The 13,920-nt window shown below is 58.4% G+C and carries 8 protein-coding genes; 1 reads left to right on the top strand and 7 read right to left on the bottom strand.

Annotated elements, in window-relative coordinates; translation table 11 throughout:
- Positions 1 to 102 precede the first annotated feature (102 nt).
- From NKT35_RS16360 to NKT35_RS16340, 5 genes are all read right to left on the bottom strand, one after another.
- Positions 103 to 2,700, bottom strand: coding sequence for a TonB-dependent receptor (locus NKT35_RS16360; protein WP_254294922.1), 2,598 nt, complete (start codon positions 2,698 to 2,700; stop codon positions 103 to 105).
- A gap of 522 nt (positions 2,701 to 3,222) precedes the next feature.
- Entirely contained in the window at positions 3,223 to 4,926 is a 1,704-nt protein-coding gene (locus NKT35_RS16355; protein ID WP_254294920.1) for an ABC transporter ATP-binding protein, read from the bottom strand.
- A 23-nt stretch (positions 4,927 to 4,949) separates the two neighbouring features.
- Positions 4,950 to 6,008, bottom strand: coding sequence for an ABC transporter permease (locus NKT35_RS16350; protein ID WP_254294918.1), 1,059 nt, complete (start codon positions 6,006 to 6,008; stop codon positions 4,950 to 4,952).
- 16 nt (positions 6,009 to 6,024) lie between these two features.
- Positions 6,025 to 6,963, bottom strand: coding sequence for an ABC transporter permease (locus tag NKT35_RS16345; RefSeq protein WP_254294916.1), 939 nt, complete (start codon positions 6,961 to 6,963; stop codon positions 6,025 to 6,027).
- Between the two features lie 20 nt (positions 6,964 to 6,983).
- Positions 6,984 to 8,771 (bottom strand): ABC transporter substrate-binding protein, encoded by a 1,788-nt coding sequence (locus NKT35_RS16340; protein ID WP_254294914.1) that lies wholly within the window; start codon positions 8,769 to 8,771, stop codon positions 6,984 to 6,986.
- 250 nt (positions 8,772 to 9,021) lie between these two features.
- On the opposite strand from NKT35_RS16340, the gene NKT35_RS16335 reads away from it, so the two are divergent.
- The gene (locus NKT35_RS16335; RefSeq protein ID WP_254294912.1) at positions 9,022 to 9,399 is read left to right on the top strand and encodes a hypothetical protein; all 378 of its coding nucleotides are present in this window, start codon (positions 9,022 to 9,024) and stop codon (positions 9,397 to 9,399) included.
- A 27-nt stretch (positions 9,400 to 9,426) separates the two neighbouring features.
- Here NKT35_RS16335 and NKT35_RS16330 read toward each other — a convergent pair.
- Positions 9,427 to 10,664, bottom strand: a protein-coding gene (locus NKT35_RS16330; RefSeq protein WP_254294910.1) for an IS3 family transposase whose coding sequence is annotated in 2 segments (ribosomal slippage) — positions 9,427 to 10,311 and positions 10,314 to 10,664 — 1,236 coding nt in all. Because the reading frame shifts where the segments join, the coding sequence is not laid out codon by codon here.
- A gap of 120 nt (positions 10,665 to 10,784) precedes the next feature.
- Positions 10,785 to 13,910: an efflux RND transporter permease subunit gene (locus NKT35_RS16325; protein ID WP_254294908.1), complete on the bottom strand. Its 3,126-nt coding sequence runs from the start codon at positions 13,908 to 13,910 to the stop codon at positions 10,785 to 10,787.
- Positions 13,911 to 13,920 lie beyond the last annotated feature (10 nt).

Here is a 13,920-nt window from a genome sequence, read left to right as displayed (position 1 = left end):
TACATCATGAAGATGAGCAAAACTCATCCGCTGGCCGGCGGACCACCGGCCCGCCAACCATGACAGAATGCTATACCTTCACGATTAATACAATAGCCAAAACTAGAATTTGTAAGATGCTTTCATGAAATAGGCGCGACCAGCCGGATCCGCCAAAATGGGATCAAACCCCTTCTGGAAGAACTTGTTCTGATTGCTGTACGGAGGCTCTTGATCAAACAGATTCTTGACGCCGGCCGTGACCGAAAGCTTCTTCTGCCAGACATAGGTTGAAGAAAGGTTCCAGTTCGAGTAAGGCTTGACGTTATGAGACGCCTTGTAATCGGTGTAGCCCGACATGTAGTTCTGAGCCAAGAGCGCGCTCCAGCTGCCGGACGACCAATTCAAACCAAGGCTATGCTTCCACCTCAGGATCGGTTGCAAGCCATTGTTCCACTGGCTCAGGCGTGAATAGTAGATGCCGTCCTTCTCAACCTGCTGAACGAACTTGGAGGTATAGGTGCCGTCCAGCGTGATGCCGAAGTTGCCATAAGGCGTCTTGGGCAAACGCCAAGCGAAGGACGCATCCACCCCTGCCGCGCTCAGGTTGCCCAAATTCTCTGTCGGCGTAGAAACGTAATCCAGCTTCGAGTACGGATCATTCGGATTCACCCGGACATAACGGTCCGCGTATTTGACAGGATCCTGGAAAATCAGATCGTTATCCAATACATCGATCACCTGGTGAATGGTTGTCCACCAGAAGTCTACGCTTGTCGTGATCTCCTTCACCGGTTCGAACACCATGCCCAAGGTCAACGAACTGGCCCGCTCCGGCTTCAGATTCTTGTTGCCGCCTTGCTGCGCGAAAAAGCTGGTGCCGCAATCCGTTTTATTTCCGCCGTTAGCCGGCGTTCCATTCGGGCAACGCACCGGGTCGTTCAAGTCATTGCCGTTGGTATAGGTTTTAGCCGCTGGCTGAAAGATATCGAACAAAGAAGGGGCGCGAAAACCACGGCTTGCCGAGCCACGGAAAAGCACGCGATCCACCGGCTGGAATTTGAACGCGACTTTAGGATTGAATGCATGGCCAAAATCACTGTACTTGTCGTAACGAGCAGCCAGCTGAAGATCCAGGCCCTTCACAACGGGAACCTCCATCTCCGCGAACACCGCCGAGATGTTTCGGCTGCCCTGCGTGGACTTAGAATCAGCGATGCCTGAGCCAATGGCATACTGCGCCAAATCCTGGATTTGGCTATTCAGCTTCTCATGACGGACTTCGCCGCCGAAAGCTGCAGCCAAGTTGCCCGCAGGCAAAGCGAACAGTTCTTTGCTGGCTTTGAAGTCAGCCAATGCAGTTTCATATTTGGATATCCAGCCATCTCCATTCAGCTCAACGCTTTGCCAAGCCCCTGCCGGCGAGTCTCCAAACGGATTGATCTTGTCAGACAACAGCGCCTGCTCGATCAGGTCGCTGTTGACATAACCGCCGTTGTAATTAATGGTGGTTTTGTTCGAAGAATAAGCCGCCCCGGTCCGATAATCCCATCCGGCAACCAGTCCTTCCAAGTTAACAGCCAAGCGCTGGGTATCAGAAGTGCTCTTGGTTATGCGCGGCCCCAGTGGATCGCTGCGTAGATTGATCAGCGCCGTAGCGCCTGGCGTCACAGGAGTTCCATCCGACAATACCGTTGGAAAGTATTTATTCACACCGGCGGTAAGTGTCGCCACCCCATTCATTGGCGTAGGGCCAATATGCGTTGTGCTGATATTTCTGGCGCCCAAATACTGCACATTCAGCGAGTGATCTCCGAATTGCTTGCTGAATTTGGCATCGGCGGTGAACTGCTCGACATCCGGGGTCAAATCCATCCAAAGCCAGGTTTTTTCACCGCAGCGGGTCGCATCAAGCGGCACAGAGTAAGGAGGTTTGCAATTTGGCATGGCCGCGTTATACACATTGCCATCGCCAGGATTACCCTTGGACTGATAGAGGAAGTTCGCTGGATAGGGAATGCTGCTCAAGCTTTGGTTTTGAGTCGCAAACTCACGATCGGTTACCTTGATTCGGTTGCTCTTCTGATAAGACAGAACGCCATAAAGGTTCCAGCCGTCTTTCGCCAGATCCCCCACCCCGCCCAGCAGGCTGGCATTGCCCGTCTTGCCGCCAGCATGCTGCGGCGCTGAGAACTCGCCGGAAATCGTCACCCCCTGATAACTCTTCTTGGTGATGAAGTTCATCACCCCGCCAATGGCATCGCTCCCATACAAAGCCGATGCCCCATCGCGCAGAATATCGATACGCTCGATCACGCTCAAAGGAATGGCGTTCAAATCGGTAGCCACGCCAGAAATCGCTTGATTCGCCACTCTGCGGCCATCCAGCAATACCAGCGTGTACTGGGGATTAAAACCCCTCAGGCCGGCAAATGCCGCTCCGCCGCTCACCGACTGAACCGAACCCGCGGCAACCACATTGGACTGATTGGTGGCCAAAGAATTGACCACCTGCTCGACCGTAGTGAAGCCCTGCTTGGTCAGTTCCTCCGTCCGCACGACCGTTACCGGCAACGCTTTTTCCTGCTTGATGCTGCGCTTGATGTTGGAACCGGTCACCTCCACCCGCTCCAACTCGCCCTGACTATCCGCATAAGCCAAATGGACATGCGCACCGATCCCGATCAGCGCCAGCGCTGATACCAACTGCTTTCTTTTCATCACGGAAATCTCCTTGACCCATTCAGGTCCCGCCTGCCAGTTCAAGTGCCGGCATGACAGAACTACCCGACCATCGCTTTGAGATGATCGCGAATGAGTGTCGCGAGCTCCCCAATACGTCGTCAACGAGCAAACACGCGCCGTCACAATCCGCAATAATGAAAAGCCACATGCATACCAAAGAAATATTCGATTTAAAAAATGAAAATCAAGAGCACATCATGCCAATTAGCCTTTGAGTTTCAATGTCGGACATTTACCTGATCGAACATGAAAATTCCTTCATCGCCCCCTCTCCACCAACCACATTGCGCCAGCTATCCAATTGTTGTTTTTTTGCAAACAAGCGCAAATAATATATTTATTCATATATTGATTAATTTCTAATTAAATTACTCCGCCTCATTGTTTAAATGATAATTTCTCATGTCGCAACTATCGATCAACTCTTATCATCATGACAAAAACAAACCGGCCCCCAATGGGAGCCGGTTTTGTCTGGATGCCCGTCAGGCCTGCCGCTTACGCCAGCGCCAGCGTCGGGTTCCAGCCTTGCGGTATCGCGCCCAGCAGCCGTTTGGTGTAGCTGTCCTGCGGCTCGCGGTAGATCACGTCCGCGTCCGCCTGCTCCACCACCTGGCCCTTGTTCATCACCAGCACCTGGTCGGAGATGTGCTTCACCACCGCCAGATCGTGCGAGATGAACAAATAGGACAGCTTGTACTCGTCCTGCAGGTCCTGCAGCAGGTTCAGCACCTGCGCCTGCACCGACACGTCCAGCGCCGACACCGATTCGTCGCAGATCAGCACTTCCGGCTTCAGCGTCAGGCAGCGCGCGATCGCGATGCGCTGCCGCTGGCCGCCGGAGAACTCGTGCGGGTACTTGTGCAGCGCCCCTGCCGGCAGACCCACCTTATCCAGCAAATCTTGCGCCAATTGCGCGCGCTGCGAGGCGTTCTGGCCGATGCCGTGCAGCAGCATCGGCTCGGTCAGGATCTGCTCCACCGTGAAGCGCGGGTTCAAGGACGCATACGGATTCTGGAAGATGATCTGGATGCGCTTTTTATACGCGTGGAATTCCTTGGCGCTCATGCCGATCAGGTCTTTGCCATGGAACAGCGCGCGGCCGGCCGTGGCCTGGTGCAGCCGCACCAGCGTCAGCCCCACGGTGGTTTTGCCCGAGCCCGATTCGCCGACGATGCCCAGCGTCTTGCCCTTGGCCAGCTTGAAGGACACATCCTTCACCGCGTGGAACTGGCGCTTGCCGAACAAGCCCTCGCGGATGTCGAAGCTCTTGCACAGGCCCTGCACGTCCAGAATGAACTCGTCGTCCGCCGCGTAACCGCGGCTCCGATCGGCGGGTTCCACATAACCGCCCGGCTTGAGGAAGTCGTCGATCACCGCCAGCCGCTCCGGCCTACGGTCCAGGTGCGGGCGGCACGACAGCAGCGCCTTGGTGTAGGCGTCCTGCGGATCTTCGAAGATCTGCTTGACCGTGCCCTGCTCGCGGATCACGCCATGGCGCATCACAATCACTTCGTCGGCGAACTCGCCCACCACGCCCAGATCGTGGGTGATGAACAGCACCGACATGCCGTGCTTCTTCTGCAATTGCGCGATCAATTGCAGGATCTGCTTCTGAATGGTGACATCCAGCGCCGTGGTCGGCTCGTCGGCGATCAACAGCTTGGGCTCGCAGGCGATGGCGATGGCGATCATCACCCGCTGCTGCTGGCCGCCGGACAGTTCATGCGGGTAGGCCTTCACCCGTTTTTCCGGCTCTGGCAGGCCCACTTCGGTCAGCAGCTCCACCGCGCGCTTCTTGGCCGCGCCGCGGCTGAGGCCGGCATGCAGGGTCAGCGTTTCGACGATCTGCTCGCCGACGGTGAACACCGGGTTCAGCGAGCTCATCGGCTCCTGGAAAATCATGGCGATATCCTTGCCGCGCAGCTTGCGCAGCTCGGCCGGGCTCATCGCCAGCAGGTTCTTGCCCTGAAACAGCAGTTCGGATGCCGGATCGATCAGGCTGGACTGCGGCGGCAGCAGGCGCATCACCGCCATCGACGTCACCGATTTGCCGGAGCCCGACTCGCCCACCAGCGCCACGGTGCGGTGGGCCGGAATGTCGAAGCTGACGCCCTTGAGCGCCTCAAAGGTGCCGCCGCCTTCCTGGCGGAAACTCACCCGCAGATTGCGCACCGAAAGCAGGGGTTGGGTATTGCTCATTTATGGTCTCTCCTCTTCCCGCTTCACTTCGCGGCCGCGCGCGGATCCAGCGCGTCGCGCAAGGCATCCACCAACAGGCTGAACGCCGTCACCAGCACCGACATGGCGATAGTCACCGCCAGCATCTGCCACCAGTAGCCCTGGATCAGCTCAGTCGGCGACTCCGCCAGCATCGAACCTAGGCTGACTTCGCGCACGCCGACGCCGAAGCCCAGAAACGACAAAATGGCCTCGTATTTGATCAGCGATACCGTCAGCAAGGAAAACTGCACCAGCAGCAGGTGGGAGATATTGGGCAAGATGTGGACAAACATCTTGCGGCCGCTGCCGGCGCCGATGGCGTCCGCCGCCCGCACGTATTCGCGCCCCTTCAATTTCAGGTACTCGGCCCGCACCAAGCGGTAAGTGCCGGTCCAGCTGGTAAACGCCATCACCATGATGATGGTGGTGATGCCACGGCCGGAAACCGCGGCGAAGGACAGCAGCAGCAGCATGTCCGGCACCGAGGTGAACACGCTGTAGAACCAGTTCAGGAAATCATCGGTCTTGCCGCCAAAATAGCCGGACACCGCACCCAGCAGGCAGCCGATCACCAGCGAAAACAAGGCGCCGAACAGGCCGACGAAGATGGAGGTGGAAGTGCCTTTCAGCGTTTTCTGAATCACGTCGCGACCACGCAGATCGCCGCCGAAGGGCAGACGCTCCAGCCGCGGCGGCGTATGGTCGGCATATTGCGCCACATGTTTTTCCGCTTCGGTCAGCTCCTTGCCTATGGGGTCCTCGGCGCGAGTCAGCTCAATGATAGGCGCCGCCGACTCCGCCTTGACGCCGGCCAATGCCGGCAAAACATCATCAGCAGACTCCTGCACCCAGCTCGGCGGCGCATAAGGCATGCCGATTTCATCGGTCCAATGCCCGCCCACCAGATTGAACCAGCCGCCGACGGCGATCAGCAGATACACCGCCACCACCCACAGCGAAATGAAACCCACCTTATTGCGCTTCAGGCGCTGCCAGCCCAAGCCCCACAAGCTGCGGGAGGGCGCCGCCGCGACGGCGGCTGTCGTTTGCAATGTCGTCATGATTATTCTCCCCCGCTCACTTCAGTTGAACCCGCGGATCGATCCACTTGTAAACCAGATCGCCCAGCAGATTGAACACCATGGTGGCGATGGCGATATAAATGGTGATGGCCTTGATCACCGGGAAATCGCTCTTGTTGACCGCCTGGATCACCTCATTGCCCATGCCGGGAATGCCGAAGAAGCTCTCCAACACCAGCGCGCCCAGCAGCAAATACGGCAAGGACATCATGATGCTGGTCACCACCGGAATCAGCGCGTTGCGCAGCACATGCTTGAGCATGACGCGCTGCTCGGACAGGCCCTTGGCGCGGGCGGTGCGGACATAATCCTGTCCCAGTTCCTCAACAAAGAAGCTGCGATAGAAACGGATATCCGGCCCCAGCGCCACCAGCAAGCCCATCAGCATCGGCAGCGGCACGTAAACGAACAGATTGACCCAGAAAGAATCGCCCCAGCCTCGCACCGGAAACCAGCCCAATTTGAAACCGATGAAAAACTGGCCCGCGATGATGTAGATCAGCGCGCTGATCGACATCGCCACCGTGCAAATCATGGTGATGATGTGATCGGTCAGGCCGCCGCGGTAATACGCCACCAAAGCCGCCAAGGGAATGGCAAGCAGCAGATCCACCGCCAGAATGGCGCCGGTCAGCGTCAGCGAGGGGCCGATGCGGCTGCCGATGACATCGGCCACCGGTTGCTGGGTAGACCAGGACATGCCGAAATCCAGCGTCAGCACCTGATGGACAAACAGCATGAATTGCTCGGGCAGGCTCTTGTCTAGCCCCAATTGCACGCGGATCTTGGCCAGGACTTCCGGCGACATGTGCTTGCCGGCCAAGACCAGCGACGGATCGCCGCCAACCAGGTTGAACAAGGTGAATACCAGCAGCATCACCCCGAACAGGGTCGGGATCATTTGCAGCAGCCGGCGGATGATGAATGCGGACATAATGTTCTCCTCGCGGCCGCTTATTTCTGCACGTCCACGAACCGCCAGATGGCGTTGAAGTTAGGGTGCGTCTTGAAGCCTTTCACCCAGGGCTGAGCCACGCCATTCACATAGCGGATATCGCTGAACACCCATGGCGTGTCGGCGGCTACGACTTTGTTCATCTGATCGTAGAGACGATTGCGCTCCGCTCCGTCCGGCAGCACCCGCGACTGGCGATACAATGCGTCAAAACGCTGAGACTGATAGCAGGCATAGTTGCTATTGCCGGTATTCGGGCCGTACAACAGCTGCATGAAGTTGTCGCCATCTGGGTAGTCCGCATTCCAGGCGCCGCCGATCAATCCATACTTGCACTCTTGCATGGCCTTGATCTGCTCGTTCCACTGAATGATGCGGAAATTGACGCGCACCTTGATGCGATCGAAAGCCTTTTGCCAGTACTCATTCCATTGCTTGTCGATCGCAGTCGGCCCCGCCACGTACTCCACTTCCAGCGGCTTGCCATTAGGCAAATGTCGATAACCGTCCGCGCCGACGCGATAACCGAACTGGTCGAGCAAGGCATTGGCCAAGGCGGGGTTGTAAGGATAGCCGGCCCGGAAGTTGGGGTTGTAGCCCGCGACATTGGGCGGAATGATATATTGCATGCGCACCGCCTGATTGCGGCGGATGTCGCGGATGGTTTCATCATTATCGAAAGCCATGGCGATGGCGCGGCGCAAAGCGATCTTGTCCTTGCCGTACCCGCCCACAACCGGGTCTTTCATATTGAAGGCGTAGAACGTCACGCCTTCCTCCAAGCTGCGGCTCAATTGCACGCCGGCGTCCTTCAACTCGGCCTTCAGCTCGGCCCGGCTGGAGTCTTTGGGATCCATCCGCAAAACCTGGCGCAGCAAGGGCTGCGGAATCGAAGGATTGCCGCTCAGCAAATCCACTTCGCCGTTCTTGAACGCCAGCCACGTCGGCTGCTCCTCCTGGATGACCGATACTTCGATGCGGTCAATCTGCGGATAGCGCTTGCCATTCATCTGCTTGGCGATTTTCTGATCGGCGGCATTGCCGTCGGACTCATACTGGAAGACTTCATGGCGGAAGTTGGGGTTTCTCACCAAGCTGACGCTATTGCCCGGCTTCCAATCCTTCAGCATATAAGGGCCGGTGCCCACCGGATGCGCATTGGTATTGTCGCCATAGGCATCGACCACCTCGCGCGCCTGCGCCTCCACCCAGCTGCCGGCCAGCACGTAGGGCAAGGACGGGAATGGTTCCTTGAACTTCAGCTGCAGGGTATAGCGATCCAAGGCGCGAATGCCTTCGATGGGCGTATCGTAATTCAGCTTGCCCTTGCCGGCCTTCTTCACCAACTCGGACAAGCCTATCAATTTCTCGGTGAAGGTATCCGACAGCGGCGACATCACGCTGGGATCGGACAGTCTTTTAATGGAGTAAACATAATCCTCGGCGGTCAGCTCGCGCTTCTTGCCCTTGAACGCCGGATCCGGGGCGAAATAAATGCCCTTCTTCAGATGAAAGGTGTAAGTCTTGCCATCGTCGCCGACGGTCGGCATCGCGGTGACGACATTAGGCTTGACCTTGACCGGACGCGCCAGGTAGTCGAAGGTCAACAGCGGATCATAGATATGTTCGATCACCATGGCGGAATAGACATCCGCCACCTTGGCGGGGTCGAATCCCGTCTCCGGCGCATTGAACACCGCGTGCAGCACCTTCTCCGCCGCAGCGGGATGCGACAACACGCTCCCCCACGCCATCAGCGCCACAACAAGTGGCTTTCTCAGGCACATAGGCCATTTCTCCTTTTATCTGACTGGTTCGCCGCGACTCTAAGCGGCCGCATGACGCCATGCTCGTTAACATAAAGCATGTATGGCTAAAACCTTAACGATTGACAGCCTGGCCGGCTGACATCATCTTGAAAGAAACAGGCAATTATGACTCCGCCATGGTGAAATGGCGAATCGAACCTTCATCGCCCGGTCCGCTCCAAACAGGAACGGATGCAGCCACGAAATCATTCAATGAAAGGATGCAGCTATGAAAACCCGACTCGGCGCGCTGCTGATCATCGCCGGCCTGCTGGCCGGCTGCGCCACCCAGCAAGGCTATTCGCAAAAAGTGATGCGCTGGCAAGGGCGCGACGTGAACGAAATGCTGGCCACCTGGGGCGCCCCCAGCAAACAATTGACCATGCCGAACGGCAATATCCTCTACACCTATCGCAGCGCCTACAATGAACAGATTCCCATCCAGGGCGGCGGATTTTATTATCCGTGGGGCGTAAGCGGCGGCGGCTCCACCCACTACAGCTGCACCACCAACTTTGTCGCCGATCCGCAAAGCCACACCATCATATCGGTCAGCTTCGACGGCAACGACTGCGTCGCGCCAGTGTCCAGTCCTGACATAGGTTGACACCTGCCAGCGCGCCGCATGCGCTGGTCAGATGCTCGCGACAGACGCCCGATGTACCTCATCGGGCGTCTTGTATTTCAAGCCCTGGTGAGGGCGCTCCTGGTTGTAGATCCTCACCGACTGCTCCACCATTTTCCTCGCCTGCTGCAAATCGGCTGGGCGATGCAGCAGCAGTTCGCCTTTTAGAATGCCGTTCACCCGCTCTGCCAGGGCATTCTGGTAGCAATCGTAGCCATCCGTCATTGAGCACATCAGCCCGTGTCGTTCGTGGATCTGCTGATAGTAGGCCGAACAATACTGAATGCCGCGATCGGAGTGGTGAATCAACGGCTGCCGTGAACGTCGCGTCCGCAAGGCCATTTTGAGGGCTCCGCTGACTTCCTCCGCCTGCAGGCTGTCATGCACGTGATACCCAACAATTTTCCTTGAGTAAGCGTCAGTCACGAGACTCAGGTAAGCAAACCGCTGCGCTGTCGGCAAGTAGGTGATATCCGCCACCCAGACCTGCTCCGGCCCCGTCGGGACGACTTGGTGCGGCCCGGCCTTGAGCAGATTAGGATGGCGGTAAAAGCGATGGTGACTGTGTGTGGTCTTATGGTACGCCCGCTGCGGCACGACCAGCAGGCGGGCTGTACGCAACAGATCGAACAAACCGTCCCGTCCCAGCTTGATCCCCGCTTCCGCCATTCGCGATTGCAGCACATGGTGCAGCTTCCGCGTTCCCAGTCGGGGCTGGCGCAAGCGCACGTCCCTCACCCACGCGATCACTTTGCCATTCCGTTCGGCACGATGGCTTTCGCTTTGGCGGCGCTTGTAATAGGCCTGGCGGCTCAGCTGGACATATCGACAGGCCCGGCCCACGCTCAACCCCTGGACGAGCCTTTGGGCAAGGACCTGCCCGAAGGCTTTTTTACTACGCGCACCCCGTAGTCTTTCTTCAAGACCTCAAGCATCGCTTCGAATAGCTGCGCCTTCTCATTGGCCTCTTTGAGTTGGGTTTCCAGTTCCTTGATCCGCTGTTCTGGCGTCAGCGGCTTGTTGCCTTGATTCCCCATCGCGATCCCCTGGGCGCTACGGGAGGGCTGGGCACTCCAGTCCTGCAAACCGTGCTTACGTAACCATACCAGCACCGTCGAACGACCTTGAATACCATAGCGGCGTTGCGCCTCTTTGTAAGTCAGTTCGCCTTTTTCTACCTGCTCTACGACCGACAGTTTAAAAGCCAGGCTGTAGTCTTGCTGGGTACGTTTAATCCTTGATTCCATGTGACTCTCCTTCGTTACGGCGAAAAAGTGTCAACTTATTCCAGGACGGGACACAGCCAATAAATAAGCCCCAATGAAAAAGGCCCTGGAACACTCCAGGGCCTTTGTTTATCGGATTGCTTACTTGCCTAGCGCCGGATCCAGCTTGACCGGCTCAGCCTTGCCGCGCAGCAGCCTGCGAATGCGCGCGCGCAAACCATCCAGATAGGTGTAGACCACCGGCACCACCAGCAGCGTCAGCAAGGTAGACGTCACCAGACCGCCGATGATGGCGTGCGCCATGGTCCGGGTGCCCTCCGAACCTTCCGCATGGCTCAAGGCCAGGGGCAGCATGCCGAAAATCATCGCCAGGCTGGTCATCATGATGGGGCGCAGCCGCACCATCCCCGCCTTGACGATGGCCTCGGTCCGCTCCATGCCCTCCTGCCTGGCCTGATTGACGAAGTCGATCAACAGAATGCCGTTCTTGGCGGAAAGCCCCATCAGCATCACGATGCCGATCACCGAATACATATTGATGGTGGAGCCCCACAGCGCCAGCGAAATGAACACGCCGACAAAAGACAGCGGCAAAGCCATCATGATGCTGACCGGCAGCGTGAAGCTGCGGAACTGCGCCGCCAGAATCATGTAGATGAAAGCCACGCCCAACAACAAGGCGGTGATGGCGCTGACCATCATCTCGTTCATGTCCTTGAGCATGCCGCGCTCAATCACTTCCACGCCGGGAGGCAATTGCAGCTGATGCACCGCCTGCTCCGCTTCCTTAGTGACAGCATGCGTGTCCTTGCCCTGCACCGCCGCCATCACCATCAGCTCGCGCATCATATTGGTGCGCTTGATCACCCGCGGGCTCAGGCCGGTCTTTTCCGACACCAGCGCCGACAAGGGAATCATATTGGCCGAACCGTCGGCCGCCGGCACGCCGGCTACTTTCAGTTCGTCCAGCAGCTCTTGCCGGCGGGCATCCTTGGGCAGTTGCAGCATCACATCATAGCTTTCTCCATCCGGAGCCTCCCAGGTGGTGGCCGCATTGCCGCCGAACAATACCGAAAGGGTGCTGCCGACCCGCTCCAGATCCACGCCCAGATTGGCCGCCGCATCGCGCTTCAGCTCCAGATTCAACGATGGATCGCCGCTATCCGCGCTGGTTTCAATATCGCGCACGCCTTTGATGCTTTGCAGGCGCTCCTTCACCATCATCGCCGCTCGGCTCAATTGATTGAAGTCCGAGCCGCGCAAGCCGATGCGGATAGGCTTGCCGTTGCCCTGATCATTGCCGAAAGACTTGATGGACACCCCGGCGACCGGCATCACCTTATGACGCGCATCCTCGATGATGGCGTTCAGGCTGCGCTTGCGGGTTTTGATATTGCCGACATCAACCGTGATATTGCCGGAGTTGCGCCCCGCCACAAAATCGCTGCCAGGCCCCACCGTCATATTGACGGATTTGATTTCCGGCAAGGCGCTCAGCGCCTGCTGCAGTTCCTTGCCTTTTTGCAAGGTGTAATCCAGCGTCGCGCCGGGCTCGGTCTCAAAACTGAGCGAGAACTTGCCCTCGTCCGCCTCTGGAATCATCTCGCCGCCCACCATGCCCGCCAGCAGCACGCTGGACACCGTGATGGCGAAAGCCAGCGCCAGAACGGTCTTGCGGCGGCGCAAGGCCCAGCGTATCGCCACGCCGTAGCGTTCCGACAAGCGATCCAGCGAAGACTCGAACCAGTCCAGCATCCGGCCCAGCGGACCGCGGTGCTTGTCGCCATGATGATGGGGGTCGTGCCAGATCGACGACAGCATCGGATCAAGCGTAAAGCTGACCAGCATCGAGATCAGCACCGCCACCGTCACGGTGATGCCGAACTGATGGAAGTACTTGCCTATCATGCCGTCCATGAAGCCTACCGGCAGGAACACCGCCACCACAGTCATGGTCGTGGCGAGCACCGCCAGGCCTATCTCCTGCGTCCCCTCCATCGCCGCCTGATAATGGCCCTTGCCCAGGCCGGCATGGCGCACGATGTTCTCGCGCACCACGATGGCGTCGTCGATCAGCAGGCCGATGGACAGGCACAAGGCCAGCAGCGTCATGATATTGAGCGTGAAGCCCAAGGCATGCAGCGCGAACAAGGTGCCGATCAGCGACACAGGCAATGTCAGCCCGGTAATCACCGTGCTGCGCCAACTGCCCAGAAACAGGAACACAATGGCCACCGTCAGCGCCACGCCCTCGATCAGCGTCGATTGCACCGTATCCAGCGAGCGCTTCACATAGTCGGCCTGATTGAACATGTACTGCGTGCTGATGCCGGCCGGCCTGCTGCGGGACAGGTCATCCATCGTTTCCTTCACCGCAGCCACCACATCCACGACATTGGCGTCGCGAGCCGATTTGATGCTGACCGACAAACCCGGTTTGCCATCGATCAGGGCATAGGTAGTCGCGTCCGCCGCGGCGTCATCCACCTCGGCGACGTCGGAAAGCCGAATCGGCGCGCCATTGCGGTAACCCACCGCCAGATTGGCGAAGTCGTCGACGCTGCGCAGCTTGCCCGCCACCCGCACCGACCACTCCTGGCTGGCCGTTGACACCGAACCGGCCGGAAAATCTCGATTGGCCGCCTTCAAAGCGCTGACGATCTCCGGCACAGACAAACCGGACGCCTCCAGGCGCACCGGGTCGACACGCACCCTCACCTCGCGCTGATCGCCGCCGGAGATGGAAACCTGGCTCACGCCCTGCACCATCTGCAGCCGCTTTTTCAGCACCTGATTCACCCAGGAGGTGGTGGCGCGCATGGACTTGGCATCGCTGAGCACCGCTATCACCAACGCGTCCTCATCGGAGTTGTCGGCCGCGGAGATGAAGGGCACGCCGACCTCGCGGCGGAAACTGCCCTGCACGGAGGAGACCTTCTCCCGCACTTGCTGCTGGGCCTTGTCCGGATCCACGGAGAACTGGAAGGTGACGATCACGGTGGACCGCCCTTCCATAGAATAAGAGCGGATTTCCTTGATGCCGGAAATGGTGTTCAGCACCTCTTCCAGCGGGCGCGACACCTCGGTTTCCACTACCTCGGGCGAGGCGCCGGGGTAAGAGGTATCGATGAACGACAACGGCGCGCGCACCTCCGGCATGGCCTCGACCGGCAGCTTCTGCCAGCCCAGCAGGCCCAGCACCACCAGCGCGATCATCAGCACGGCGGCGAAATAAGGATTACGGATACTGATTCGCGTCAGCCACATATCCGCCCCC

It is taken from the genome of Chromobacterium sp. IIBBL 290-4 (assembly GCF_024207115.1).
Lineage (GTDB): Bacteria > Pseudomonadota > Gammaproteobacteria > Burkholderiales > Chromobacteriaceae > Chromobacterium.
This window is presented reverse-complemented; position numbering and strand designations above follow the sequence as displayed.

Coding starts and splice junctions, on each gene's coding strand:
- NKT35_RS16360 (WP_254294922.1), bottom strand. CDS start 2,700: ATGAAAAGAAAGCAGTTGGTATCAGCGCTGGCGCTGATCGGGATCGGT.
- NKT35_RS16355 (WP_254294920.1), bottom strand. CDS start 4,926: ATGAGCAATACCCAACCCCTGCTTTCGGTGCGCAATCTGCGGGTGAGT.
- NKT35_RS16350 (WP_254294918.1), bottom strand. CDS start 6,008: ATGACGACATTGCAAACGACAGCCGCCGTCGCGGCGGCGCCCTCCCGC.
- NKT35_RS16345 (WP_254294916.1), bottom strand. CDS start 6,963: ATGTCCGCATTCATCATCCGCCGGCTGCTGCAAATGATCCCGACCCTG.
- NKT35_RS16340 (WP_254294914.1), bottom strand. CDS start 8,771: ATGTGCCTGAGAAAGCCACTTGTTGTGGCGCTGATGGCGTGGGGGAGC.
- NKT35_RS16335 (WP_254294912.1), top strand. CDS start 9,022: ATGAAAACCCGACTCGGCGCGCTGCTGATCATCGCCGGCCTGCTGGCC.
- NKT35_RS16325 (WP_254294908.1), bottom strand. CDS start 13,910: ATGTGGCTGACGCGAATCAGTATCCGTAATCCTTATTTCGCCGCCGTG.